Source organism: Agromyces tropicus (assembly GCF_039531345.1).
Lineage (GTDB): Bacteria > Actinomycetota > Actinomycetes > Actinomycetales > Microbacteriaceae > Agromyces > Agromyces tropicus.
Window position 1 is genome coordinate 287794 of record NZ_BAAAPW010000001.1, and the last position, 26621, is coordinate 314414.

The window sequence follows — 26621 nt, forward strand, 5'->3', positions numbered from 1 at the left end:
TCACACCCCGGCTTCGATCCCATCACGATCGGACGGGTCGTCCGGATAGGCCGCGAGACCGGCCTCGGCCCACGCCGCCACGACCTCCCGGGCCTCGGCCGGCGCGACCACGGTGACCAGTCCGGGCAGGCCCGCGACGAGCCGCTTGAGCCCGTGCACGTGCGCCAGCCGCAGCGTGACGCGGAGCCGGTCGCCGACCTCGGTCGTCGTCGAGTCGGCGAGGTAGTCGGCCAGCAGCGGAAGGCTCTCGGGCGCCACGTCGACGACGATCTCGAGGTCGTCGGGCGAGGCCTGGAAGAGCGTCTCGGGGATGGCGCGGCCCGTATGGTCGGCGATCGGCTCGTCGGTGACCTGCAGTCCGCTCATGCGGTCGATGCGGAAGTTGCGGACGTCGTCGCGGAGCTGGTCGTAGGCCTGCAGGTACCAGTCCGCCCCGAGCGACGCGATCCGGAGCGGGTCCACGCGACGACGGCGATGCTCGCCGCGCGCGTTGAGGTAGTCGAACTCGAGGCGGTGCCCCGCGGCCACCGCGCGCCGCACCTCCGCGAGCGTGGCATCCGCCGCCTCCTCGGCGACGGCGAGGCGGCTCGGTTCGGCCGAGGCGCCGGCCCTGAGCTTCTCCGTGAGCGCCGCGAGCGAGGCGCTGTCGGCGTTCTCCGGCGACGCCGACAGGTACTGGAGCCCGGCGATGAGCGCCGCCGCCTCGCGCGCCGACAGCTTCGGCGCGTCGTCGATCGCCACGTGGTGGACGATCACGATCACGTCGTCGTCCTCGAAGGAGTCCCAGTCGATGTCGAACAGGTCGTTCGGCTGGTACGTGCCGGTCGCCCCGGGCAGGCCCGAGGTCGCGATGAGCATGACCGCGTCGCGGATCTCCTGCTCGCCCACGCCGAAGTGGGCAGCCGCCTCCGAGACGTCGACCACACGCTGCTCGAGCAGGTACGGCACGAGCGAGAGCAGGAACACCAGACGGTCGGGCGCGCGCAGGCCGGCCGGCCGCCGCGAGGGGCGTGCGCTCATTCGGCGCCCCCGTCGCGGTGGGCCGCGGCCACGGCCGCGAGCCGGGAGCGGACGGCCTCGCGCAGCGATTCGGGCGCGATCACGCGCACCTCCGGTCCGTACGATGCGAGCTCGTCGGCGAAGACGGCCTCGTCGGTGTAGTGCAGGCGGATGACGCCCGCGTCCTCGTCGGTGCGGACCGCGCGCTTGCCCAGGCGAACCTCCGCGTCGGACCCCGCGCTGACCGCCAGGTCGGCCGAGTTCGCGAGCCGCAGCGCCTGCAGGTCGGCGAGCACCCGGTCCTGCACGTCCGCCGGCGGCGGGTCGAACGGCGCGCCCGGGAGCACCTTCACGTCGCCCACGATCCGGGAGAGCAGGAACGTGCGCGGGGCCGCGACGTCGACATCGCGCCCGTGCAGGTGCCACCTTCCCTCGTGCAGCACGACGGCGTACGGCTCGACGGTCCGCAGGCGCGGCGCCTGCTCGCCGGGCTTGAGGTAGCGGAACCGCACCCGCTGCCGTCGGTCGAGCGCCTGGCGCAGCGGGTCGAACGCGGCATCCCGAACCCGCAGCCGCGGCGCATAGCCGATCACAGGCTCGCGCGGCTCGATGCCGAGCGAGCGGAGCTTCGTGAGCGCGCGCTGCGAGTCTGCGGAGAGGGACGCCTCGCGCCACACCTCGGCCGCGAGGCCGAGGAGCGCGAGCTCGTCGGGCGTGAAGCGGACGTCGACCGGGAGGTCGTAGTCGCCCTTCGGGATCCGGTAGCGCAGCGCCTGGTTGTCGCCGGGGCGGTCGGGCGACTCCACGGTCTCGAGCGGGATGCCGAGGTCGCGGATGTCGTCCTTGTCGCGCTCGAACTGCCGCTCGAGGTTCGCATTGCCGCCGCGCGGATCGTACCGCTCCGCGTACCCGCGCACGGTCGACAGGATCTCGGACTTCAGCAGTCCCGTCTCGGTCGCGAGCAGTGCGAGCACGAGGCTGAACAGCCGGTCCTCGACCGGGATCCGAGACTCCCCCGCGGGCTTGGATGACGCCACGTCAGCGATCATACTGAAGCGCTCGCGGCGGCAGGACGGCCGCCGGGCGTCACACCACGCCGAGGATGTCGATGACGAAGAACAGCGTCGATCCCGCGGGGATGCCGGCCTGCTCGGTGTCGCCGTAGCCGTCCTCGGGGGTGACCACGACGCCGACCTGCGAGCCGACCTGCTGGCCGATGAGGGCCTTCGCGAAGCCCGGGATGACCTGCGAGCCGGAGCCCTCGCTCACGACGAACGACGCCGGCGCCCCGCTCTCCCAGCTGGAGTCGAACACCTCGTTGTCGTCCCACAGCACGCCCGTGTAGTGGACGACGACGCGGTCGCCGTCCTCGATCGTCTGCCCGGATCCCTGCTTGAGCACCTCGACCTCGGTCGTGTCGAACGGCGGGTTGTCGGGCACGGTGATGCCGGGCCGGCCGTCGGGGGCGGTGACCACCGCGGGGAAGCCGTCGCGCGTGATGCGCGGCGAGCCGTTCGCCTTCGGCAGGAAGACCTGCTGCACGTCGAAGATCACCACGATGCTGTCGTCGGGCCCGATCCCGATGCTCGCCTGGCCCTGGTCGCCGAACGCGTCGGACGGCGGGACGACGACCGCGACGCGCGATCCCTCGCGCGCGCAGCTGAGGCCCTTGCTCAGGCCGGGGAGCGTGCCGCCGCCGACGACGACCGGCACCGGGTCCTCGCTGCCGAAGCCGGTGACCTGGATCTCCTCGCCCGTCGCGCCGTTGTAGACGGCGAGGCCGACGAGCGCCTCCTGGCCCTCGACGAGGTGGTCGCCGGAGCCCTCGATGAGCTCGGTGCACTGCGTCTCGCCCGGGGCGAGCGGGGTCGGGAAATCGACGCGCGGGGTGTCGCCGAGGTCGCCGCGGACCTCCACCAGGTCCGAGGACTGCCCGGAGCTCGCCTGGGGCTCGGGGGCGGAGCTGCAGCCCGTGAGGGCGAGCGCGACGGCGGTCGCGGTGGCGGTGAGTGCGAGCGGGAGGCGCACGGATCCTCATTTCGTCTTCGGGTGAACGGGCGCAGACAGCCTAGTCGGCGTCGGCGGGGTCGGTGTCGGGCCGTGGATCGGCGTCGTCGTCGAGGTCGCCCCGCGAGCGCCGTGCCGCGGCATCCGCGGCGCGTGCGCGCTTGCGCAGCACCTTGTCGCTGACGTTGCGCTCGCCGAGCGCCCCGGGCGTCCAGGCCTCGACGTCGTCGTCGCTGAACTCGGTCTTCGACGGTCGCCGCTTGAGCTCGGGCAGGATCGTGTCGGGCGCGAGCCGGCGGGCGGTGAGCAGGAATCCGGTGTGCGCGATCATGCGGTGGTCGGGTCGGACGGCGAGGCCCTGCACGTGCCATCCGCGCACCATCGTCTCGTTCGCGACGGGCTCGGTGTACGAGCCGGTCGCGCGGATCGCCTCCGCGACGCGGGAGAGCTGCGTCACGGTGGCGACGTAGCAGAGCAGCACTCCTCCGGGCTTCAGCGCGGTCGAGACGGCGTCGAGGCACTCCCACGGCGCGAGCATGTCGAGGACGACGCGATCGACCGAACCGGGCTCCGCCTGCTCGGGCAGCGCATCGGCGAGGTCGCCGAGCGTGATCGACCAGTTCTCCGGGTCCTCGCCGTGGAAGGTCGCCACGTTGCCGCGGGCGACGTCGGCGAACTCGTCGCGACGCTCGAACGACATCAGCCGGCCCTCCGGTCCGATCGCCCGGAGCAGCCAGAGCGAGAGGGCGCCGGAGCCGACGCCCGCCTCGACGACGGTCGCGCCGGGGAACACGTCGGCCTGCGCGAGGATCTGCGCGGCGTCCTTCGGGTACACGATGGCGGCGCCGCGCGGCATCGACATCACGAAGTCGCTGAGCAGCGGCCGCAGCGCCAGGTACTCCACGCCCATCGCGTTCGCCACCACCGACCCGTCGGGCAGCCCGATCAGGTCGTCGTGCGCAATCGGCCCCTTGTGCGAGTGGAAGACCTTGCCGGGCTCGAGCGTGATGGTGTGCAGGCGTCCCTTCGGACCGGTCAGCTGGACGCGGTCGCCGACGCGGAACGGCCCGCTGGACTCGCCGCGGCTCATGCGCGCGCCCACTTCCCGATCGCGACCTCGACGAGGTCGTCGAGCGTGCGGCCGTCGAGGCTCTCCCAGAGGGCGTCGGCGGGCGCCCCGTCGAGCGGGAGCATGTGCGGCACGCCGATCGTGACCGCTCCGGCCGAGGACGCGGCGGCGAGGCCGGTCGGCGAGTCCTCGATCGCGACGCAGTCCGCGATGTCGACGCCGAGCCGCCCTGCCGCGGTCAGGTACGGCTCGGGGTGCGGCTTCGGCGCCGCGACCTCGTCGCCCGTGACGAGGTCGTCGAAGGCGGCGAACGGGATGGCGCCGACGACGTCCTCGGCCATCGAGCGGATGGACATCGTGACGAGCGCGGTCGGGATGCCGGCCTCGCGGATCTCCCGGAGGAGCGCCTGCGCACCGGGCTGCCACGGGACGCCGTGCTGGGCGAGCTGCTCGCGCACCCGCTCGGTCAGGCGCGCGACGATCTCGTCGGCCGGGAGCTCGACGCCGGCGGCGCGGAACACCTCCGCGGCGTCCCAGAGGCCCATGCCGACCATCTTCAGGGCGTCGTCGTGGGTCCACGTCCGGCCGAACTCCGACACGAGTTCGATCTCGGCTCGCATCCAGTACGGCTCGGTGTCGACGAGGGTGCCGTCCATGTCCCACAGGACGGCGGCGGGGAGGCGCTTGGTCACAACGGGAGATTCTACGGGCACGCCCTATTGTGGAGGTGAGTCCGGAGGTCCCGGGCTCGGGAAGCGGGGCGGACCGAGTGCAGCAGCCGACCGGGTTCGAGGGCGGACGACTCCTCGTGGTGGCGTTCGAGGGTTGGAACGACGCGGGCGAGGCGGCGACCGGCGCGGCGCGACTCCTCGCCGAGCGACTGGGCCTCGTCGAGATCGCCGCGGTCGACCCGGAGCTCTACTTCGACTACCAGTTCACCCGCCCCACCATCGAGGCGATGGCCGACGGCTCCCGAACGCTCAAGTGGCCGGGCGCGGCGATCCTCGGTCCGAGCGGCGAGCCCGTCGAGCCGGACGACGACGAGGTCGTCACCGGCCCCGGCGCGGACCGGCTCCACGTGCTCCTCGGCGCCGAGCCCGCGCGCACCTGGAAGGGCTTCGCCGCCGAGCTCATCGACGCGGCGCTGACCGCCGACATCGAGGGCATCGTGCTCCTCGGCGCGATGCTCGCCGACGCCCCGCACACGCGGCCGCTGTCGGTGTACGCCTCGAGCGAGAACCCCGAGGTCCGGGCGGCGCTCGGCGTCGACCGCTCGAGCTACGAGGGTCCGGTCGGCATCCTCAGCGTGATCGCCGACCAGGCCGAGCGCGTCGGCATCCCGACGGTCTCGCTCTGGGCGTCGGTCCCCCACTACGTGCACAACGCCCCGTCGCCGAAGGCGGTGCTGGCGCTCCTCGGCAAGGTCGAGGAGCTGACGGGGCTCAGTATCCCCCGCGGCTCCCTCGAGGTCGAGGCGAGCGCCTGGGAGGCGAGCGTCGATGCGCTCGCCGCCGACGACGAGGAGATGGCGGGCTACATCGCGCAGCTCGAGCAGGCGCGCGACGCCGCCGACGCGCCCGAGGCGTCGGGCGAGGCGATCGCCCAGGAGTTCGAGCGCTACCTGCGCCGTCGCGGCGACCAGCCGGGCGGCGGACCGTGGCGCCCGCGCGACGGCGCCTGACGCGGCATCCGCCGCACGCGGCATCCGCCCCGGCTCAGTAGGGCTCGATGACGCCCGCGCCGAGCAGGACGAACACGGTGATGCCGAGCAGGATGCGGTAGATCACGAACGGCAGGAAGCTGTGCCGCGAGATCCACTTCATGAAGAAGGCGATGACGAGGATGGCGACCACGAACGCCACCACGGTCGCCACGGCGGTCTCGAGGCCGTTGTACACCCCCGGTTCGTCCCAGCTCTTGAACAGCTGGTAGAAGCCCGAGCCGAACACGGCCGGGATGGCGAGCAGGAACGCGTACCGGGCCGCCGCGGCGCGCTCGTAGCCGAGCAGCAGTCCCATCGTGATGGTGCCGCCCGACCGGGAGACGCCCGGGATCAGCGCGAGCGACTGCGCGAGGCCGAAGTAGACGCCGTGGGGGTAGGTGAGGTCCTGCAGGCGCCGGCGCTTCTCCCCCGCCCAGTCGGCGATGCCGAGCACGACGCCGAAGACGATGAGCATCGTCGCCGTGATGTAGAGGGAGCGCAGCACCGTCTCGATCTGGTCCTGGAAGACCAGGCCGAGCACGACGATCGGGATCGAGCCGATGATGATGAGCCAGCCCATGCGGGCGTCGGGGTCGTTGCGCGGCACCCGGCCGAAGAGCGCGCCGAACCAGCGCGAGACGATCCGGACGATGTCGCGCCAGAAGAAGACGACGACCGCCGCCTCGGTGCCGAGCTGCGTGATCGCGGTGAACGCCGCCCCCGGGTCGGCCGCGTTGGGCAGGAACTCGCCGAGGATGCGCAGGTGCGCGCTCGAGGAGATCGGCAGGAACTCGGTGAGTCCCTGCACGAGGCCGAGGATGATGGCTTCGAGCACGTGGAGCATCGCCTTCCGCCCTCGGCACGCTTGGCCGCGGGACCGTCGGGGTCGGACCTGGTCGGCGTCAGTACGCCAGCAGCAGGCCCTTCAGGACCTGCCTACCGAAGACTAATGCGTCGAGCGGCACGCGCTCGTCCACGCCGTGGAACATCGCGGGGAAGTCGAGGCCGTCGGGCAGGCGCAGCGGCGCGAAGCCGTAGCCGGCGACCCCCAGCCGTGAGAGCGCCTTGTTGTCGGTGCCGCCGCTGAGCAGGTACGGGAAGACGGATGCCTCGGGGTCGTGCGCGCGCAGCGACCCCGTCACGGCGTCCACGAGCGGGCCGTGGGTCGGCGCCTCGAGGCCGACGTCGCGGTGCACGATCTCGATCTCGATGTCGGGGCCGATGAGCTCGGCGACCTCGGCGAGCACCGCGTCCTCCTCTCCCGGCAGGGTGCGGATGTCGACGAGCGCCTCCGCGCGGTCGGGGATGACGTTGTGCTTGTAGCCGCCCTGGAGCTGCGTGGGGTTCGACGTCGTGCGCAGCGTCGCCGTGATGAACCCGGAGGCGGAGCCGGTCGCGAGCGCCAGCTCGTCGGGCGAGACCTGCTCGGGGTCGACGCCGAGGGCGCCCGCGATCGCGGCGAGCAGTTCCCGGGTCGTGCCGGTCAGGCGCACGGGCCACTCCCGCCGGCCGATGCGGGCGATCGCGTCGGCGAGCTTCGTGACCGCGTTGTCGCGGACGAGGCGCGAGCCGTGCGCGGCCGTGCCGTGCGCGATGAGTCGGACCCAGACGAGCGACTTCTCGCCGGTCTGCAGCAGGTAGGCGCGCTGCCCGCCGACCGTGATCGAGTAGCCTCCGACCTCGCTGATCGCCTCCGTCGCGCCGGCGAAGAGTCCGGGGTGCTCGTCCACGAGCCAGCTCGCGCCGTAGAGCCCGCCCGCCTCCTCGTCCGCGAAGAAGCCCAGGACGAGCTCGCGCTCGGGGAGGCGGCCCTCGGCGAGGATGTCGCCGACGGCGGTGAGGATCATGGCGTCCATGTCCTTCATGTCGACGGCGCCGCGCCCCCACAGCATGCCGTCGCGGACCTCGCCGGCGAACGGGTCGACGCTCCAGTTCCGCGCATCGGCGGGCACGACGTCGAGGTGGCCGTGCAGCACGAGCGCGGGCTTGTCCGGGTTCGCCCCCGGCACCCGCGCGACGACGTTGGCCCGCCGCGGCGCGGACTCGAGGACGACCGGGTCGAGTCCGATCCGCCGCAGGTGCGCCTCGACGTACTCGGCGGCCTCGCGCTCCCCGTTCGACCGGCCCTCGCCGTGGTTGGTCGTGTCGAACCGGATCAGGTCGCGCGCGATGACGGCGGTCTCGTCCAGCTCGGGGGTCGTCGGGGTCGTCTCGGCCATGCGGTCAACGCTATCGTCCGGGTCCGCCGATCGTCCGTCGGGCGGGGTGCCGGGGCTCGGGAAACCTGCTTTCCCGGCGTGACCGGCACCTCCGTCGCGGGCGGGCGCGACGGTGTCCGGGAGTGGTCGGCGGGCCCCGAAAACCGTGCTAATGTCTTCTACGGCCGCTGAGCGATCAGGGCCGAGGCAACGCGCGGGTGGCGGAATTGGCAGACGCGCTAGCTTGAGGTGCTAGTGCCCGGATAGGGCGTGGGGGTTCAAGTCCCCCCTCGCGCACGCGTTGTCGAGAAGGTCGGATCTTCGGATCCGGCCTTCTTGTGTTTAACGCTATGCCTTGCGCGCCAGCTTGGGAGAATGAGCGCGCAGCCCCTCTGGAACGGGCTGCACGGCGCACTGATGAGCGGGGAGTCCGATGGCAGAGTCCGATAGTCACGACTTCGACCTAGGCCGCGCTCCTCTTGCATCCGCGCAGGCGCGGCAAGTCGTCGAACGTCTCCTGAGCCATCGCGAGTCAGCCACATTCGCGCTCGTCGGAGAATGGGGTTCCGGCAAGACTTGGCTGCTTGACGCATTGCTGAACGACCTGACGAAGAACCCGGACTGGGTTACGACGCGATGTACCGTCGTGTACTTCAATCCTTGGTACTACGCCGACGAACAGGCCCTATTTGCAGGGTTCGCGTCTCTATTGGTCCAGCAGACTTTGAAGAAGGGCCGTGCCCGCGCTCGGCTCGCGGGGTTGCTGAAGCTGGTCGGACCCTCCGCGAAGTTTGGCACGGTCGATCTCACCGCTGTCGTGAATCAGGTGGGAACGGCTCTTGAGTCAACTACACCATCTCGTATTCGTGACGCAATAACGGGTGGGCTTGCGAAGTCCGGACGACGGTTGCTCATCGTGATGGACGACCTCGACCGCCTGAATCCGGATGAACTCCTTATCCTCTTCAAACTCGTGCGTCTTGTTGGCGATGTGCCGGGTCTGAACTACCTCCTTGCATACGATGAGGACACCCTGCACCACCTCCTGAAGCAGACAGCGATTGCCGCGGGATCGTCCGAACGCGCCCGGCGGTACTTGGAGAAGATCGTCGAGCGCCGTTGGGAGGTCCCGCCGCTTACTGACGCTCAGCTCGACGAAATCCTCTTCGCCAGGCTGTCCCTCAGAGAAGGCGACCCAAGCGATCCCGGAGTCGGCTACCGGCTCGAATCCCTCATCCGAGCGGTAGTAACGACGCCGCGTGCTGCCGAACGGTATGTCAATCTCGCCAATTCAATCCCTGAACGAGTGAGAGACGAACTCCATCAAGGTGACCTTCATTTGACACTCTTTCTTCGCGTCGCCGCTCCCACCCTCTGGAAGGCGATCATTCAAGAAAGGCAGCTTCTAGTGGTGGGTGGGCAGTATCTGATAGACAGCGACCGCAAGGAGCACGCTGAGGCGGCGCTAGAGCGATTCCGCGCCGCCACCGGCGATCTGGCATTCGGCCCAGATCTCCTTGACCTGGTCGTGGACAGCTTTCCATCGTTCGCCCACGCTCTCGATCCAAAGAACACGCGGTCGGCGGACGCACCCCGAATTGGACACAGCGACTTTGTGGATCACTACCTCTGGCTTGATCTACCGCCAGGCTCCATCTCCGAGACGGCAGTGACGAGCGCGCTTCGGCGACTGCCCGACGATGCGGCCGAGCGAGAGATTCGTGACCTTCTTCTCGACTCGCCTCGCCTCACGCTTGATTCAATCTGGCGAAATACACGAGCCGACGGAGTTAGCAGGCCGCAGGTGTTCATGCTGTTCGAGCGGCTGTATGGGACTCACGGTGTTACAGCCACGTTTGGCGTTTTCGCCACGAGCGTAGATCGGCGCATCTTCTCGATCGCGAACGACCTGTTGACGCAGATGTCCGCGGAGGAACTGAGCGAGCTCGTCATTGCGCCGAACTACGGGAACCGGCCTCTTCTGGTCGAGCTCAGTGCCCGACTGCGTGCACGGCCGGAAACTGGCGCCGACGTGCTCAACAACTTTGTGACGGAGATCACCCGTCCGATCGCGAGCACCCTGACGGGCCGGCTTGAGAGCGCCCGAACCCCGGCTTTCCCAGAGAGTTCTACACGGGACGACCTGCGAATGCTGTTTGAGCTTGATTCGGACTCGGCACGCTCGTTAGTTCAGCGACGACTCGAATCGCGCGCATGGCGCGAGGATGACGTCGGGTCTGTTTATGTCGGACTGCAGCTATCTACGTCCGCCGGGTATCGCTGGTATATCGACGTGCAGCGGATGCGGGCGAACTTGGGAGACGAGCTTGCTGCTCGCGTTGAAAATGCGATCCGCACATCGAATGAGGAAGATGTTGCGGCCGACATCCTTGCTCAAGTGCCGGCCGGTGAACGCCCGCCGACGGCCGAGGAAGGACGCATGTTGACCCGATTCCTGCTCGCGCGTGAGCGACGAGAGACAAGCCATGAGGAGGAATGACCGAGTGGCGGGGTACGGCGGGTACCGTCGCCAGTGTCGAGGCGGTCAGTAATTGATGGATCAGGCTGTTCACCCTTCGAGCAGCCTTACAGCCCGAGTCCGCGGTCGGGCGTCCCGACCGTTCTCCCTAGGCGCCGATTCATGATCCTCGAGCGAGGGAATCGAGTGCGTTCAAGTCCCCCCGGCACGCACTGTTGAGAAGGCCGGTTCCTCGGATCCGGCGTTCTCGCGTTGGGCGCGCTCGTCGCGTCCTTCACTGGAGGACGTAACCACGACGCGACCCCCGCTCGGGGGCGTGGACGGGTGGCCTCCACGACTTGCCGTATTCGAACATGTGTTCGAACATTGAGGGGTGACGATGACCGCTCCCCGATCCGCTCCGGACGCCCCCACGGCGCCGGCGGCGCGGATCGAACGGGTCGAGGAACTGCAGGCCCGCATCCGCGGGATGCAGTCCACCAGGCTCGACTCGCGCGCCGTGCCGACGCACCCGGCGCTCGCCTCGGTGCTGCCCGGCGGGGCGCTCCGCGAGGGGGCGGTCGTGCAGGTCGAGGGCTCGATCACGCTGCTCATGGCCGCGCTCGCCGGGCCCTCGCGCAGCGGTCGCTGGGTCGCGGTCGCGGGCATCCCCGAGTTCGGGGTCGAGGCGGCCGCGCGGTTCGGCATCGACCTCGAGCGGCTCGTGCTCGTGCCCGATCCGGGCCGGCAGTGGCTCACGGTCGCCGCCGCGCTCGCCGACGTGATCCCCGTCGTCGCCGTGCGGCCGGCGGGGCGGCTCGCCCCGGCCGAGGCCTCGCGGTTCGCGGCCCGGCTGCGCCAGCGCGGCGCGCTGCTGCTCGTCGACGGCGCGTGGCCCGGCAGCGACGCCCGGCTCGAGCTCGAGCGCAGCGACTGGACCGGGCTCGAGCGCGGCCACGGCCACCTCGCCGAGCGCGAGGTCGTCGTCCGCGTCACGGGCCGCGGCGAGGTCGGTCGGGGCAGCCGGCGCCGCCTGCGGCTTCCCGCGGGCGACCTGGGGTTCGCCGCCGTCGACGAGGCCTCGGGCGGCGGGGAGGGCATCGGTGCGGATGCCACGGCCCACGCCGCCGGCCCCGCGGCATCCGTCGCCCCGGACGCGACCGGCATCGTGCACCGCCCCGACTTCGCCGCGAGGGCCTCGTGAGCGCGGTCGTGCGCACGATCGTGCTGTGGTGTCCCGACTGGCCCGTGCTCGCGGCGTGCCGTGAGGCGGGCCTCGACCCGGCCGCACCCGTCGCGCTCACCGAGGCGGGGCAGGTGCACTCGTGCTCGGCGGCCGCGCGGCGCGACGGCGTGATGCGCGGGCTGCGGCTGCGCGAGGCGCAGTACCGCTCCCCCGCGCTCGCGGTGCTGCCGTACGACGCGGCGCTCGACCATCGCGCGTTCGAGCCGGTCGTGCGCGGCATCGAGGCGATCGTGCCGGGCGTGCAGGTGCTGCGGCCGGGCTCGCTCGCGATGCGGGCGCGCGGCCCCGCGCGGTACTACGGCGGTGAGGATGCCGCGGCGCGGGCGCTGCTCGCGGCCGCCGCGGAGCTCGGCGTCGCCGACGCGCGCGTGGGGGTGGCCGACGGCCCGTTCGCGGCCGAGCAGGCGGCGCGCGCGGCCGGAAGGCCGGGAGACCCCGAGGCGGCGGGCGGTTCCGTGCACGTGGTCGCGCAGGGCGGCTCGGCCGCCTTCCTGGCGCCGCTGCCCGTGTCGCTCGTCGCCGACGCCCGCACGACGACGCTGCTGCACCGGCTCGGCGTGCGGACGCTGGGCGAGTTCGCGGCGCTGCCCGAGGAGGATGTGCGGCGCCGGTTCGGCGCGGCCGGTGCGTTCGCGCACGATCGGGCGGCCGGCCGCGAGCAGTCGCGCGTGGCGCCGCGCACGCCGCCGCCCGACTTCGAGGCGGAGCAGGACTTCGAGCCGCCCCTCGACCGCATCGACCAGCTCGCGTTCGCGTTCCGCGTGCGGGCCGAGGAGTTCATCGAGCGGATGCGGGCCGTGCGGCTCGTGTGCACCGGCATCCGCGTCGAGCTCGACGACGAGCGCGGCGGGCACTCGAGCCGGAGCTGGCTGCATCCGCACTGGTTCACGCCGGCCGACGTGGTCGACCGGGTGCGCTGGCAGCTGCAGGGGGCGGGCACCGCCGACGCGGGGCTCGACTCCCCGATCGTGCGGCTCCGGATCGTGCCCGAGCGGGTCGACTCCACGGGCAACCACGAGGAGGGCCTGTGGGGCGGCGGGCCCGACGAGCGCGTGCACCACGGCCTCACGCGCGTGCAGAGCATGCTCGGGCACGAGGGCGTGGTCACGGCCGCGGTCGGGGGCGGACGCATGCTCGCCGACCGCCAAGTGCTCGTGCCGTGGGGCGACCGGGCGCCGGAGCGCACCGCGGGCGAGGCGCCGTGGCCGGGGAGCCTGCCCGCGCTCGCGCCGGCGAGCGTGTTCCGCGACCGGCAGGCGGTCGCGCTCGTCGACGGCGGCGGCGCCCCCGTGTCGGTCGATGCGCGCGGGGCGATCTCGGCGGCGCCGGAGTCGTTCGCGGTGGCGGGCGGGCGGGCGGCGCCCGTCCGCGCCTGGGCGGGCCCGTGGCCGGTCGTGGAGCGATGGTGGGACGCGGAGCGCGCCCGGCGCGTGCACCGGTTCCAGGTGGTCGACCACGACGGCTGCGCGTGGCTGCTCGTGCGCGACGACGACGGCTGGTGGGCCGAGGCGAGGTACGACTGATGGGCTGGAACAACCCGGAGATCCCGTGGTCCGAGCTCGAGCGGCGGCTCTCCGACCGGCAGCGTCCCGGCAACGGATCCGGCAGCGGGTCGGCGGGCCGATCGAAGGTACTGGGCGACGGCGGCGACAGCCCGGCCTGGAGCCGGAAGCGGCATCCGTACCGCCCGCCCGGGGCCGGCGAACCGGCCGGCTCGCCGGCAGGACCGGTCGTGCCGTACGCCGAGCTGCACGCGCACTCGACCTTCAGCTTCCTTGACGGCGCATCGGGCCCCGAACGACTCGTCGAAGAAGCGCACCGGCTGGGGCTCACGGGCATCGCGATCACCGACCACGACGGCTTCTACGGCATCGTGCGCTTCGCCGAGGCGGCCGAGGCGTACCCCGAGCTCGAGACCGTCTACGGCGCCGAGCTGTCGTTCGGGCTCACCGAGCCGCAGATGGGCGCCGCCGACCCCGAGGGCGACCACCTGCTCGTGCTCGCCGCCCGCGAGGAGGGCTACCACCGGCTCGCCTCGGCGATCACCGCCGGCCAGCTCGCGGGCGGCGAGAAGGGCCGCCCGATCTACGACCTGGAAGACCTGGCCGAGCGCGCCGACGGGCACTGGGTCGTCTCGACGGGGTGCCGCAAGGGCGCGGTGCGCCGGGCGCTCGCCGGGGAGGGCGGGGCGGATGCCGCGTGGCGCGAGCTCGATCGGCTCGTCGCGCTGTTCGGCCGCGACCACGTCGTCGTCGAGCTCACCGACCACGGCGACCCGCTCGACCAGGTGCGCAACGATGCCCTGGCCGCGCTCGCCGCCAGGGCGCGCGTGCCCGTGCTGGCCACGAACGCGGTGCACTACGCGACGCCGGGCGAGCACCGGCTGGCGTCCGCGCTCGCGGCGGTGCGCGCCCGGCGCAGCCTCGACGAGCTCGACGGATGGCTGCCCGCGACCGACGGGCTGCACCTGCGCTCGGGCGCCGAGATGCTCGCCCGCTTCGGCCGGTACGGCGGCGCCGTCGAGCACTCGGCGACGCTCGCGCGCGACCTGTCGTTCCGGCTGCGCAGCGCCCGCCCGCGCCTGCCTCGCCAGGAGGTCCCCGAGGGGCACACGCCCATGTCGTGGCTGCGCGAGCTCGCGTGGCAGGGCGCCGAACGGCGCTACCCGGGCGTGCCCGACCACGTGCGCGAGCGGTTGGCGAAGGAGCTCGACGTGATCGAGCAGAAGGACTTCCCCGGGTACTTCCTGATCGTCCACGACCTCGTGCAGGAGGCGCGCCGCCGCGGCATCCTCTGCCAGGGTCGCGGATCGGCGGCGAACTCGGCGGTCTGCTACGTGCTCGACATCACCGGGGTCGACTCGATCTACTACGAGCTCCCGTTCGAGCGGTTCCTGTCGTCGCTGCGCGACGAGGAACCAGACATCGACGTCGACTTCGACTCCGACCGGCGCGAGGAGATCATCCAGTACGTCTACGGCAGGTACGGCCGGCAGAACGCCGCGCAGGTCGCGAACGTGATCAGCTACCGGCCGAAGGGCGCGGTGCGCGACATGGCGAAGGCGCTCGGCTACTCGACCGGGCAGCAGGACGCGTGGTCGCGGCAGGTCGAGCGCTGGGGGTCGGTCGTCGAGACCGACGACCACGACATCCCCGGCCCGGTGGTCGAGCTCGCGGAGCAGCTGCTGACCTTCCCCCGTCACCTCGGCATCCACTCGGGCGGCATGGTGCTCACCGACCGGCCCGTCGGCGAGGTGTGCCCGATCGAGCACGCGCGCATGGAGGACCGGACCGTCCTGCAGTGGGACAAGGACGACTGCGCCTGGATGGGCCTCGTGAAGTTCGACCTGCTCGGGCTCGGCATGCTCGCCGCGCTGCAGTACACGTTCGACCTCGTGCGCGAGCACACGGGCGAGGAGTGGGAGCTCGCGACGATCCCGAAGGAGGAGCCCGCGGTCTACGACATGCTGTGCCGGGCCGATTCGATCGGCGTGTTCCAGGTCGAGTCGCGTGCGCAGATGGGCACGCTCCCCCGGCTGCAGCCGCGCTGCTTCTACGACCTCGTCGTCGAGATCGCGCTCATCCGCCCCGGTCCGGTGCAGGGCGGCGCGGTGCACCCCTACATCCGCCGCCGCACCGGCGAGGAGCCGGTCGCCTACCTGCACCCGAAGCTCGAACCGGTGCTGCGGCGCACGCTCGGGGTGCCGCTCTTCCAGGAGCAGCTCATGCAGATGGCCGTCGCCGTCGGCGACTGCGACGCGGCCGACGCCGACCTGCTGCGCCGCGCGATGGGCTCGAAGCGCGGCGTCGAGAAGATCGAGCGGCTGCGCGCGAAGCTCTACGCGGGCATGGCGCGCAACGGCATCGACCCTGAGACCGCCGACGCCATCTACGAGAAGATCGAGGCGTTCGCGAACTTCGGCTTCGCCGAGAGCCACGCCATCAGCTTCGGGCTGCTGGTCTATGCGAGTTCGTGGCTGAAGCTGCACTACCCCGCGGCCTTCCTCGCCGCGCTGCTGCGCGCCCAGCCGATGGGCTTCTACTCGCCGCACACGCTGACCGCCGACGCGCGGCGGCACGGCGTCGAGCTGCTTCGGCCCGACCTCGCGCGCTCCGGCGTGCACGCAGGACTCGAGGCGCTCCCGCCGCGGGATGCCGACGACGGTGCGGCGGCCGGCGGGATCGACGCCGAGGAACCGGCGACGGATGCCGCGGCGGGGGCGAGCGGCATCCGTCGCCCCACCGGCATGCCGGGCTGCGCCGATGCCGCCCAACCCCCGGTCGGGCCCTTCCACCGCGAGGCGCCGGACGTCTCCGTCGACCACCGCCGCGACGGCGCGTTCGCGGTGCGCCTGGGTCTGGCCGACGTCGCCTCGATCGGCACCGGGGTCGCCGAGCGGATCGTGGCCGAGCGCGAGCAGTACGGCCCGTACCGCGACATGGCCGACCTGTCGCGCCGGGCCGACCTCGACGCGACGCAGCTGGAGGCGCTCGCCGCGGCCGGCGCGTTCGCGTGCTTCGACCTCCAGCCGCGGCAGGCGCTGTGGCTCGCCGGCGAGGCCGCACAGGACCGGGCGGACTACCTGCCGGGCGCCGTCGTCGTCGTGCAGCCGCCGCTGCTGCCGATGCTGAACGACGCCGAGCAGGTGGTCTACGACCTGTGGGCGACGGGCATCTCGCCCGACGACCACCCCATCCGGCACGTCCGCGACCGGCTGGAGGCGCGAGGGGCGCTGCGCATCGACCGGCTCCGCGACGCCGAGTCCGGGCGTCGGATCGAGGTGGGCGGCGTCGTCACGCACCGGCAGCGGCCGGCGACCGCGAGCGGCATCACGTTCATGAACCTCGAGGACGAATCCGGCACGCTCAACGTGATCGCGAGCGTGGGCGTGTGGTCGCGGTACCGCCGGATCGCGCGCGAGGCGCCGGCGATGGTGGTCCGCGGCATTCTGGAGCGCTCGCGCGAGGGCGTCGTCAACCTCGTCGCCGACCGGTTCGAGCCGCTGACCGTGTCGACCACCAACCGGTCGCGCGACTTCCGCTGACGCGGCGACTCCTGACGCGGCACCGCCTCGGGTCCGGCGTTCGTCGCCGCTACGGCGCGGCCGCCGCCGCCGGTCCGCTCCGCCCGGCGTCCAGCCCGACGGCCGCGACATTGCGGATGAACAGGATGATCCAGGTGAAGACGAGGATGCCGGCGACGAGCTCGACCGCGGTCAGCGTGTACAGCCCGATGACGAAGTACACGACGAGCAGGAGGATCACCGCCATGAACGCCCAGCCGACGACGACGAAGGTCCTCGAGATGCCCGGGACCCAACGGCGCAACGCGACCACCAGGACGAAGAACGTGATCGCCATCCCGGACGCCGAGGCCGTGTGGATCCAGAAGTGCGTGTCGACCGGGAAGATCCCGACGCCCGCGAGCAGGACCCCGATGAGCACGAGGCAGACGAGCACGTTGCGCCGACCGTGCGGATGCGGCGTCGTGACCGTCGACGTGGCCCATCGGGCGAGCGTGGTCACGATGAACCCGGCGACGATGAGGGTCAGGTTGAACGTCCGGGCCGACAGGTCGTTCGTCATGCCGAGCGCGCTCAGGTGCTCGGCCCACCAGTGCGGGTCGGAGGCCGTCAGCATGCTCGCCAGCATGCCCTCGACGAGGAAGACCGCGAGCACGATCGCGAGCAGCAACAGGTCGAGGTGCGTCGCGGAGGAGAAGACCACGTAGGCGGTGACCGCCCCGGCGGATCCCGCGATCACCAGCAGCGGGATGGCGAACACCGGTGCGTCGATGAACGCGCGCTCGAGGATGGCCGCGAGCAGGGTCCACGTCAGGAGGGCGATCACGGCGTGCGCGATGGCGAGCGCCACCACGTCCAGCACGCCCAGGACGCCGAGCCGATCACCCTCTCGTCGTGCGACGCTGAAGCTGCCGGCGACGAAGACGACGAGGGCGACGACGGCACTCGCCACGGCGGCGTACTCGCCGATCGAGCCCGGACCCGAGATCGGTGCATCCCCGAGGTCGAACACCGGGATCGCGATCAGCCCCACGGCGGCGAAGGAGACCGCGCCGGCGACCAGTGCGAGCGATTCCAGCGAGCGCTCGGAGCCGAGGAGCGCGACCCGGATCGCCTGACGGTCGGTCGGCACGGCTCGCTCCCCTCGTCGACGACGCCGTCCGCGCATCCTCGCCCGACGGACGGGGATGCGGACGACGTCGTTCCTCGAGCGACACGGTAGCGCGGAGTCCGGTCCCGTGGCGACACCGCGTCGGCGCGGAGGGTCTCGGACCGCCTCGTTGGGGACGCCCCCTGCGGCGGCCCCCGCACGGCGATACGCTGGCCACGGCCCGGACGCGCGACGCGCACGCGACGCGAGGAGGTGGCCGGATGGCCGGATCGACGCGGGAACCGCTGTTCACGCGCGCCTTCATCGCGCTCGCGGCCGCCGAACTGGCCTACTTCACGGCCACCGGCCTCGCCCTGTTCGCCCTGCCGCTCTACGTGACGGGTCCGGTCGGGGGCGATGAGGCGTCGGCCGGGGTCGCCGTCGGCGTCTTCGCCGTCTCCGCGCTCGTGCTGCGCCCCTTCGCCGGCCGCGCGTCCGACCGGTACGGGCGCCGGCCCATGCTCGTCGGGGGCGCCCTGCTCGCGGCGGCGTCGCTGCTCCTGCTCGCGGTGACGCAGGACCTCGCCGTCATCATCGGCCTCCGGCTGCTCGCCGGGGTCGCCGAGGCGGCCTTCTTCGTCTCGGTGTTCGCGGCGCTCGCCGACCTCGCGCCCGCGTCGCGGATGGGCGAGGCGCTCTCGTACAACTCGCTCGGGCTCTACCTCGGCATCGCGTTCGGGCCGCTCATCGGACAGGCGCTGCTGGATGCCGCGGGGTTCCGCGCCGTCTGGCTGGGCGGCGCCGCGCTCGCCGTGCTCGCGGTGGGACTCGCGATCGCGATCGGCGAGACGCGGACGGCAGCGCCCGAGGTCGGCGTACCGCTCCGGATCGTCCATCGACCGGCGATCCCGGCGTCGATCGGCTTCCTCAGCTCGCTCGCCGCGGTCGGCGGCTTCATCGCGTTCGCGACGCTCTGGGCGGAGCGTATCGGCCTCGCCTCGCCGAGCCTCGCCCTCGTCGCCTACGGCGCCATCGTCGTCGTGTGCCGCATCGCCTTCGCCCGGGTCCCCGACCGCCTCGCGCCGCTCCCCCTCGCCGCCTGGTCGCTCGTGCTCATCGGCATCGGCCTCGTGATCGCCGCCGCGTGGCAGGACGGGTGGGGGCTGCTCGTCGGCGTGGTGTTCATGGCGGTCGGCATCACTTTCACGACGCCCGCATTCTTCGCCGCGGTCTTCGCCACGGCGTCGCCGTCGGAGCGCGGGATCGCGTCGGGGACGGCCAGCGCGGCCCTCGACCTCGGGCTCGGGCTCGGGCCGATCGCGCTGGGGCTCATCGCGGCGCCGTTCGGCATCCCGTGGGCGTTCGCGCTCGCCGCCGGCATCGCCTTCGCGGGGGCGGGATGGACGGCCGGTCTCGTGCGGCGCTCTCCCGCCCGGGCCTGAGCGGCGTCGTCGTGTCGACCCGGCCGGGCGTGCCGGGTTCGCTAGCCTCATCCGGTGCCACCTGCGACCCATGACCGAACCGGACCCGACCGCTACGGCGACGACGTGCTCGCCGGCGACTGGCGCGCCGCCGGCCGCCGCACCATCCCGGAGGTTCCGGCCGCGCGGGACCTCGTCGTCGAGCTCGCCGCCGACGGCTACTGCGGCGCGGTCGTGGCCGTCGAGAAGCAGACCGTGACGCTCGAGGACCGCCACGGCCGAACCCGCCTGTTCCCGCTCGGCCTCGGCTTCCTCGTGGACGGGGAGCCCGTGCGGCTCGTCGCGCCGAAGGCGACTGCGCCGCGGGGACGACTGCGCACGGCCTCGGGATCGTACGCCGCGGAGCCCGGGCGCCCCGCGAAGGTCGCGTTGCCGAGCCGGATCTTCGTCGAGGGTCGGCACGACGCCGAGCTCGTCGAGCGGATCTGGGGCGCCGACCTGCGCGTCGAGGGCGTCGTCGTCGAGTACCTGGAGGGCGTCGACGTGCTCGACGCGGTGCTCGACGAGTTCGCGCCGGGGCCCGGACGACGCGTCGGGGTGCTCGTCGACCACCTCGTGACCGGATCCAAGGAGCAGCGCATCGCCGACGCGGTGATGCGAGGCCGCCACCGCGGCCACGTCCTCGTGGTGGGGCACCCGTTCATCGACGTCTGGCAGGCCGTCAAGCCCGCGCGGATCGGCCGGGACGGGTGGCCCGTGATTCCCCGCGGCACATCCTGGAAGCACGGCGTCTGCGCCGAGCTCGGCTGGCCGCACGAGGACCAGGCCGACATCGCCCGCGCGTGGCAGCGCATCCTCGGGAGCGTGCGCGGCTACGGCGACCTCGAGCCGGCGCTCCTGGGTCGGGTCGAGGAGCTCATCGACTTCGTGACCGCGCCGACCGACTGAGCGGGCGGGCCGAAGGGCCCGACCGACCGGCCGGGCTGGGCCGGGTCAGCCGATCGTGGTGCCGAACGCGAGCCCGAGCACGTAGGTGACGGCGGCCGCACCGAGTCCGATGCCGAGCTGGCGCAGCGCGCGCCGCAGCGGCGAGGCGCCCGACAGCAGGCCCACGGTCGCACCGGTCAGCAGCAGCGCGATGCTCACGAGGACGGTCGCGGTCACGATGGCCGCGAGGCCCGACATGCCGAGGATCCAGGGCAGCACCGGGATGAGGGCGCCCGAGGCGAAGAACAGGAAGCTCGAGATCGCCGCGCTCATGCCCGTGCCCACGGCTTCGTCGTCGTGCTCGACGGCTCCGATCGCGTCGGTCGGCGCCTGGACGCGCTCCGCGGCCTGGACGCGCGCGAGCACGAGCGCCGCCTGCTCGACGGCGTCCTGCTGCGCCATCCCGCGAGCCCGGTACACGAGCGCGAGTTCGTTCGCGTCGAGGTCGAGGTCGCCGAGCGCGTCGCGCGCGCCCGGGTCGGGCGCGGAGGCCTCGAGCAGCTCGCGCTGCGAGCGGACCGAGACGTACTCGCCCGCGCCCATCGACAGCGCGCCGGCGAGGAGCCCGGCGATGCCGGTGAACAGCACCACCGGGGCGGGGACGCCGGTCGCGCCGATGCCGAGCACGAGCGCGAGGTTGGAGACCAGTCCGTCGTTGGCGCCGAAGACCGCCGCGCGGAACGTGCCCGCCAGTCGCCGACGGCCGCGGGCGGCGAGCCCGCGCACGACCTCGCCGTGGATCCGCTCGTCGGCGGCCATGGCGGCCGTCGCGTCGGGGTCGCTCGCGTACGGCGACCGGGACTCGGCGCGCTGCGCGAGCGCCAGCACGAAGATCGAGCCGAAGCGTCGGGCGAGCCCCCCGAGCATGCGCGTGCGCACGTCGGCCCGCGGGATGCCGGTCTCGTCGCCGTCGAGGAGGCGCAGCCAGTGCGCCTCGTGCCGGCCCTCGGCGGCGGCGAGCGCGAGCAGGATCTCGCGTTCCTCGCCGTGGCGCCGCGCGGCGAGTTCGCGGTAGACGGCGGCCTCGGCGCGCTCGTCGGCGAGGTAGCGCTTCCAGCGGGCGCGGTCCGCGGGCGTCGCCTGGGGCTCGGGGGTCATGGTGCTCCATCCGTGGCGGCGCCCGGCATTCCCTCGACGCGCGGGCGTCCGCGTCGTCGCGTGGCGGCCCGATCGGGCCCCGCGAAAGGCTAGTGCGACTCGGGTCGCCGCGTCCCGCTCCGGGGCTGGATTGGCAGCATTTCGGAGCGCCGAAGCGCCCTCGCTCAGCCGACGAGCTTCTGCCAGCCGTCGCCCTCGGCGTGCTCGAAGATCAGGTTCGTCTCGGTGTGCGCGACGGCCGGGTGCCCGGTCAGGTGGGCGAGGACGAACTCGCGCAACTCCTCCGCATCGCGTGCCGCGACGTGCAGCAGGTAGTCCTCCGCGCCCGCCATGTGGAACACGCCGACGACGCCGGGAAGGTGCGGGACCGCGTTCCGGAACGCGTCGATCTCGCTCCGGTCGTGCTTGACGAGCCGCACGGCGATGAGCGCCTGCAGCGAGACCCCGAGTGAGGCGAGATCGACGTCCACGCGGTAGCCGCGCACCGTACCGAGCGCCTGGAGCCGGCGGAGCCGGAGCGAGACCGTCGACTCGGCGACGCCGACCTCGGCGGCCAACGCCGCGCCGGACGCCCGGGCGTTCGCCGACAGCGCCGTGAGCAGTGCGCGGTCGACGCGATCGAGTTCGGGCTTCTGCGCCATCATCGAGCTCCCCTCGCCGGTTGCTGCAGATTCTGCACAGATTCTCTCATTCATTGAATGATCTGCGCAACAGCCCCGAATGGGTGACAGATTCTGTACCCTGCTCGCATGCTGACACCGTCGTCGAACCTCGAGACCCGCGCCGTCCACTCCGGGATGGAGGGCATCCGCGAGCAGGGCTCGCACGTGCCGTCCATCGATCTTTCCACGACCAACCCGCTGGGCGACGTGGAGAACGGCGGCCTGTCGTACGAGGAGCTGGCGACGGGCGGATGCCTCACCGAGGGGCGGTCCGCGGTCTACCAGCGCCTGTGGCAGCCCGGCGTGGCGCGCTTCGAGACCGCACTGGCCGACCTCGAGGGCGCCGAGGGCGCGGTCGCGTTCGCGAGCGGCATGGCCGCCCTCGCGGCCGTGCTCATCGCCGCCACCACCGAGGGGACCCCGCACGTCGTCGCCGTCCGTCCGCTCTACGGCGGCAGCGACCACGTCCTCGAGAGCGGCCTGCTCGGAACCAGCGTGACGTGGACCGGCGTCGACGGCATCGCCGACGCGATCCGGCCCGACACGGGCCTCGTCGTCGTCGAGACGCCCGCGAACCCCACGCTCGAGCTCGTCGACATCCGTCGGGTGGCGGATGCCGCGGGCGAGGTGCCGCTCCTCGTCGACAACACCTTCGCGACCCCGATCCTCCAGCGCCCGGTCGAGCACGGCGCCACGCTCGTGCTCCACAGCGCGACGAAGTACCTCGGCGGGCACGGCGACGCGATGGGCGGCGTCGTCGCGGGTCCGATCGAGTGGGTCGAGCGGCTGCGCCGCGTGCGTGCGCTCACGGGCGGGCTGCTCCACCCGATGGGCGCATACCTGCTGCACCGCGGCATCCGCACCCTGCCGATCCGCGTGCGGGCGCAGCAGGAGACGGCCGGCGAGCTCGCCACCCGCCTCGAGGCCCACCCCGCGGTCGCGCGCGTGCGCTACCCCGGGCTTCCGGGCCAGGATCCGAACGGCCTCATCGGCCGCCAGCTCGACGGCGCGGGCTCGATCATCGCGCTCGAACTCGTGGGCGGCTACGACGCCGCGTGCCGGTTCACCGAGGCGTGCCGGCTCGTCACGCACGCCGTCTCGCTCGGCGGCGTCGACTCGCTCGTGCAGCATCCTGCCTCGCTCACCCATCGCCCCGTCGCCGCCGAGGCGAAGCCCGACGGCAACGTCGTGCGACTCTCGATCGGACTCGAGCACGTCGACGACCTCACGGCCGACCTCATGTCGGCGCTCGACGCCGCCGCCGACGCTCAGGACCTGGGGCGTTCGTCGGAGCTCGCCGCGTCGGGCGCGGACGTGCGCGGCTGACCGTCCGCCGGGTCGGCCTCGACGGTCGACCCGGCCGCATCCGCCGTCTCCGTCGTCGCCGCCGCGCCGGCATCCGCCGTCTGCGACGGGTTCCGGATCCCGATCCACGACACGACGCCACCGACGAGGAGCAGTGCCGCCGTCACGATCGCGACCCGGTGGTACCCCGAGACGTCGAGCTGCCCGGCCACGATGACGCCGATCGAGGCCACCGACACGAGACCCGCGATGCGGGCGACCGCGTTGTTCACGGCCGACCCGATGCCGGCGCGCGACGGATCGACCGCCCCGAGGATGGCCGAGGTGAGCGGCGCGACGGTCATCGACATGCCCAGGCCGACGACGAGCATGCCCGGGAACACCTGCCACCAGTACTCGACCGGCACGTCGACCATGAGCGTGAGCAGGTAGCCCACGGCGACCACGATCGGTCCGGCGGACATGAAGAACCGCGGGCCGAACCGCCCGCCGAGCGTGCCGAACCACGACCCGAGCACGACCAGCATCGCCGTCGGCGGCAGGGTCGCCAGGCCCGCGAGCGTCGCCGGGAACCCGCCGACCTCCTGCAGGAAGATCGGCAGCGCGAACAGGCCGAGCATGAACGCCGCGTAGATGAACCAGGTCGCGAGGTTGCCGGCGGCGAAGTTCCGCGCCTCGAAGAGCGACAGCGGCAGCATCGGGTGCGGGGCGCGGCGTTCCCACAGCACGAACGCGACGAGCGCGACCACGCCTACGACCGCGGGGACGAACACGAGCGGATCCGCCCAGCCGAGCCGGCCCTGCTCGATGAGGGCGAAGACGGTGCCGCCGAGCCCGACCACCCCGAGGGTCGCCCCGAGCCAGTCGACACGGGCGCGGTCAGGGTTCGGCTCGTCGCGCCCGAGCGGGTGCATCATGACCAGGGCGACCGCGATCGGCACGACGTTGATCGCGAACACGAGGCGCCACGAGACGAGGTCGACGAGGGCGCCGCCCAGGATCGGCCCGATCAGGAACGCGCTCGTCGTCCACGCCGTCCACCGGCCGATCGCGCGGCCCTGCTCCGCCGACGGGAAGTTCGCGATGATGAGCGCGAGCGAGCTCGGGACGAGCAGGGCACCCGCGGCGCCCTGCAGGGCCCGCGCGACCACGAGCACGGTGCCGTCCATCGCGATCGCGCACACGATCGAGGTGAGTCCGAAGCCGTACAGGCCGATCCGGAGGATCCGCAGCCGGCCGAAGGAGTCGGACAGCGATCCGGCGAGCAGGATCAGCGATCCGAGCGTCAGCAGGTAGGCGTCGACCGCCCACTGCTGGAGGGTCAGCCCGCCGCCGAGCTCGGCCTCGATGGCCGGCAGGGCGATGTTGATCACCGCGCCGTCGAGGAACGCGATGAAGGCGACGACGATGGCGATGACGAGCACGCGCGTGCGGCGGTCCATGCCGGTCATGCTACGCCCGTGCGCCGACGCGGGGTCGCGGCGTCGGCATGCCGGCATCCGCTCACGCGGTATGCGGCAGGCCGGACGCTCAGCGCCCGGAGAGCCGCTTCCGGAGCAGCTCGATGCGCGACTGCAGCTGGGTCACCGTGGCCTGCGCGACCTCGGGTCCGCCGCAGGCGCGCCGCAGCTCGGCGTGCACCAGCGAGTGCGCCTGGCCCGTCTGGCGGGCGTACAGCCCGACGAGGCTGTTGAGCAGCGTCCGCTGCTCCTTCAGGGTCCGGTACAGCGCGACCGGCTCGGCCGCGGCCGTCTCGCCGTCGTCGTCGGCCGCAGCGTGCCGACGACGGTCCGCCGCGCGTCGGGCCTGGCGCGCCTGTCGATGCCGCAACAGCTCGCTGACCTGCTCGGGCTCGAGGATGCCGGGCAGGCCGATGAAGTCGAGCTCCTCGTCGCTGCCGGGCTCGGCGAGCGTGCCGAAGTCGGTGCCGTCGTAGACCACCCGGTCGAACGTCGCGTCCGACCCGAGCGCCTGCCACGTGAACTCGTCCTGCAGCTCGTCGGACGCCCGGTCCTCGCGGTTCGCCGACTCGAGCAGGCCGTCGTCGAGCCCCGGGTCGTCGTCGCCGTCGCCGGACCTGCGATCGAGGGCGTGGTCGCGCTGCCGCTCGAGCTCGCCCGCGAGCCCCATGAGCACCGGCACGTTGGGCAGGAACACCGACGCCGTCTCGCCCCGCCGACGCGCGCGCACGAAGCGGCCGATCGCCTGCGCGAAGAAGAGCGGCGTCGAGGAGCTCGTGGCGTAGACGCCCACGCAGAGGCGCGGCACGTCGACGCCCTCGGACACCATACGGACCGCGACCATCCACCGGCTCGTGCCGTTGGAGTACTCCTCGATGCGTCCCGACGCCTCCTTCTCGTCGGAGAGGACGACCGTCACCGGCTCGCCGCAGATGCCGCGGAGGATCTCGGCGTACGCCCGGGCGGTCGACTGGTCCGTCGCGATCACCAGCCCGCCGGCGTCGGGGATCGCGTGCCGGACCTCGGTGAGCCGCCGGTCCGCCGCCTGCAGCACGGCGGGGATCCACTCCCCCGTCGGTTCCAGTGCCGTCCGCCACGCCGCCGAGTGGATGTCCTTCGTCGCGTCCTCGCCGAGCCGGGCCTCCATCTCGTCGCCGGCCTTCGTGCGCCAGCGCATGCTGCCCGCGTAGACCATGAAGAGCACCGGGCGCACGACCCCGTCCTGCAGCGCCCGTCCGTAGCCGTAGTCGTAGTCGGTTCGCGAGAGCCGCACGCCCTGCGCGTCGGGCGCGTAGTCGACGAACGGGATCGGCGCCGTGTCGCTTCGGAACGGCGTGCCCGTGAGCGACAGCCGGCGCGTCGCGGGCGCGAAGGCCTCGCGGATGGCGTCGCCCCAGGACAGCGTGTCGCCGCCGTGGTGCACCTCGTCGAGGATCACCAGCGTGCGTCCGGACAGCGTGAGCTCGCGGTGCAGCGCGGGGCGCACGGCGACCTGCGCGTAGGTCACCGCGACGCCGTGGAAGTGTCGCGCCGCGCGGCCGTGCGCGTTGCGGAACCCGGGGTCGAGGCGGATGCCGACGCGCGCCGCGGCATCCGCCCACTGCCGCTTGAGGTGGTCGGTGGGGGCGACGACGGTGACGCGGTCGATCGTGCCCCGGGCCCGCAGCTCGGCCGCCAGGCGGAGCGCGAAGGTCGTCTTGCCCGCGCCCGGCGTCGCGGCGGCGAGGAAGTCGCGCGGCTCGGTCTCGAAGTACTGCTCGAGCGCCTCGGCCTGCCAGGCCCGGAGCTTCGAGGCCGTTCCCCACGGAGCGCGGGCGGGGAACGAGGGTGAGAGATGCTCGGCGGCCGAGGTGCCCGGCAGGTGGCTGCCGGAGGGGGTCGCGGTACTCACTCTGC

General features: G+C 72.6%; 20 protein-coding genes and 1 tRNA gene. 9 read left to right on the forward strand and 12 right to left on the reverse strand.

What is annotated here, in order from left to right; translation table 11 throughout:
* Genes ABD230_RS01380 through ABD230_RS01400 form a run of 5 tightly spaced genes read right to left on the reverse strand, consistent with a single transcriptional unit; the run spans window position 1 to window position 4767 of the window.
* Window positions 1–1020 (reverse strand): helix-turn-helix transcriptional regulator, encoded by a 1020-nt coding sequence (locus ABD230_RS01380; protein ID WP_344368916.1) that lies wholly within the window; start codon window positions 1018–1020, stop codon window positions 1–3.
* Entirely contained in the window at window positions 1017–2036 is a 1020-nt protein-coding gene (locus ABD230_RS01385) for a helix-turn-helix transcriptional regulator (RefSeq protein WP_344368917.1), read from the reverse strand. Before ABD230_RS01385 ends, ABD230_RS01380 begins: the two co-directional genes overlap by 4 nt.
* 49 nt (window positions 2037–2085) lie before the next feature.
* Entirely contained in the window at window positions 2086–3027 is a 942-nt protein-coding gene (locus tag ABD230_RS01390; RefSeq protein WP_344368918.1) for an FKBP-type peptidyl-prolyl cis-trans isomerase, read from the reverse strand.
* A 40-nt stretch (window positions 3028–3067) separates the two neighbouring features.
* Window positions 3068–4096, reverse strand: coding sequence for a tRNA (adenine-N1)-methyltransferase (locus ABD230_RS01395; RefSeq protein ID WP_344368919.1), 1029 nt, complete (start codon window positions 4094–4096; stop codon window positions 3068–3070).
* Window positions 4093–4767, reverse strand: a complete 675-nt coding sequence (locus tag ABD230_RS01400; protein ID WP_344368920.1) for an HAD family hydrolase — start codon at window positions 4765–4767, stop codon at window positions 4093–4095. Before ABD230_RS01400 ends, ABD230_RS01395 begins: the two co-directional genes overlap by 4 nt.
* A gap of 77 nt (window positions 4768–4844) precedes the next feature.
* On the opposite strand from ABD230_RS01400, the gene ABD230_RS01405 reads away from it, so the two are divergent.
* Window positions 4845–5756, forward strand: a complete 912-nt coding sequence (locus ABD230_RS01405; protein ID WP_344368922.1) for a PAC2 family protein — start codon at window positions 4845–4847, stop codon at window positions 5754–5756.
* Between the two features lie 34 nt (window positions 5757–5790).
* On the opposite strand, the gene ABD230_RS01410 is transcribed toward ABD230_RS01405, so the two are convergent.
* Window positions 5791–6621 carry an undecaprenyl-diphosphate phosphatase gene (locus ABD230_RS01410; protein WP_344368924.1) on the reverse strand — a complete coding sequence of 277 codons (831 nt, stop codon included), beginning with the start codon at window positions 6619–6621 and terminating at the stop codon, window positions 5791–5793.
* 58 nt (window positions 6622–6679) lie between these two features.
* Window positions 6680–7996, reverse strand: a complete 1317-nt coding sequence (locus ABD230_RS01415; protein WP_344368926.1) for a M20/M25/M40 family metallo-hydrolase — start codon at window positions 7994–7996, stop codon at window positions 6680–6682.
* Between the two features lie 191 nt (window positions 7997–8187).
* Here ABD230_RS01415 and ABD230_RS01420 point away from each other — a divergent pair.
* From ABD230_RS01420 to ABD230_RS01440, 5 genes are all read left to right on the forward strand, one after another.
* Window positions 8188–8272: transfer RNA gene (locus tag ABD230_RS01420), tRNA-Leu, on the forward strand.
* Between the two features lie 136 nt (window positions 8273–8408).
* On the forward strand, window positions 8409–10475 hold the full coding sequence (locus ABD230_RS01425) for a KAP family P-loop NTPase fold protein (protein WP_344368928.1): 2067 nt from the start codon (window positions 8409–8411) through the stop codon (window positions 10473–10475).
* A gap of 358 nt (window positions 10476–10833) precedes the next feature.
* Entirely contained in the window at window positions 10834–11637 is an 804-nt protein-coding gene (locus ABD230_RS01430) for a hypothetical protein (protein WP_344368929.1), read from the forward strand.
* A complete protein-coding gene (locus ABD230_RS01435) occupies window positions 11634–13202 on the forward strand; it encodes a DNA polymerase Y family protein (RefSeq protein ID WP_344368930.1) in 1569 nt (522 codons plus the stop codon). Before ABD230_RS01430 ends, ABD230_RS01435 begins: the two co-directional genes overlap by 4 nt.
* Window positions 13202–16723: an error-prone DNA polymerase gene (locus tag ABD230_RS01440; RefSeq protein ID WP_344368931.1), complete on the forward strand. Its 3522-nt coding sequence runs from the start codon at window positions 13202–13204 to the stop codon at window positions 16721–16723. Before ABD230_RS01435 ends, ABD230_RS01440 begins: the two co-directional genes overlap by 1 nt.
* 49 nt (window positions 16724–16772) lie before the next feature.
* On the opposite strand, the gene ABD230_RS01445 is transcribed toward ABD230_RS01440, so the two are convergent.
* Entirely contained in the window at window positions 16773–17834 is a 1062-nt protein-coding gene (locus ABD230_RS01445; protein WP_344368932.1) for a DUF998 domain-containing protein, read from the reverse strand.
* On the opposite strand from ABD230_RS01445, the gene ABD230_RS01450 reads away from it, so the two are divergent.
* Entirely contained in the window at window positions 17765–19234 is a 1470-nt protein-coding gene (locus ABD230_RS01450) for an MFS transporter (protein ID WP_344368933.1), read from the forward strand. The two genes, ABD230_RS01445 and ABD230_RS01450, sit on opposite strands and share 70 nt — an antisense overlap.
* A gap of 54 nt (window positions 19235–19288) precedes the next feature.
* Window positions 19289–20161, forward strand: coding sequence for a DUF3097 domain-containing protein (locus ABD230_RS01455; protein ID WP_344368934.1), 873 nt, complete (start codon window positions 19289–19291; stop codon window positions 20159–20161).
* A 45-nt stretch (window positions 20162–20206) separates the two neighbouring features.
* On the opposite strand, the gene ABD230_RS01460 is transcribed toward ABD230_RS01455, so the two are convergent.
* Together ABD230_RS01460 and ABD230_RS01465 are read right to left on the reverse strand one after the other, a co-directional pair.
* Complete coding sequence (locus ABD230_RS01460) at window positions 20207–21298, reverse strand: VIT1/CCC1 transporter family protein (protein WP_344368935.1); 1092 nt, start codon at window positions 21296–21298, stop codon at window positions 20207–20209.
* A gap of 164 nt (window positions 21299–21462) precedes the next feature.
* Window positions 21463–21942, reverse strand: a complete 480-nt coding sequence (locus tag ABD230_RS01465; protein ID WP_344368937.1) for an Lrp/AsnC family transcriptional regulator — start codon at window positions 21940–21942, stop codon at window positions 21463–21465.
* 105 nt (window positions 21943–22047) lie between these two features.
* On the opposite strand from ABD230_RS01465, the gene ABD230_RS01470 reads away from it, so the two are divergent.
* A complete protein-coding gene (locus tag ABD230_RS01470; RefSeq protein ID WP_344368938.1) occupies window positions 22048–23286 on the forward strand; it encodes a trans-sulfuration enzyme family protein in 1239 nt (412 codons plus the stop codon).
* On the opposite strand, the gene ABD230_RS01475 is transcribed toward ABD230_RS01470, so the two are convergent.
* Window positions 23229–24716, reverse strand: coding sequence for an MFS transporter (locus tag ABD230_RS01475; RefSeq protein WP_425546179.1), 1488 nt, complete (start codon window positions 24714–24716; stop codon window positions 23229–23231). The genes ABD230_RS01470 and ABD230_RS01475 overlap by 58 nt on opposite strands.
* Before the next feature lie 79 nt (window positions 24717–24795).
* A complete protein-coding gene (locus tag ABD230_RS01480) occupies window positions 24796–26616 on the reverse strand; it encodes a DEAD/DEAH box helicase (RefSeq protein ID WP_344368940.1) in 1821 nt (606 codons plus the stop codon).
* Between the last annotated feature and the right edge of the window lie 5 nt (window positions 26617–26621).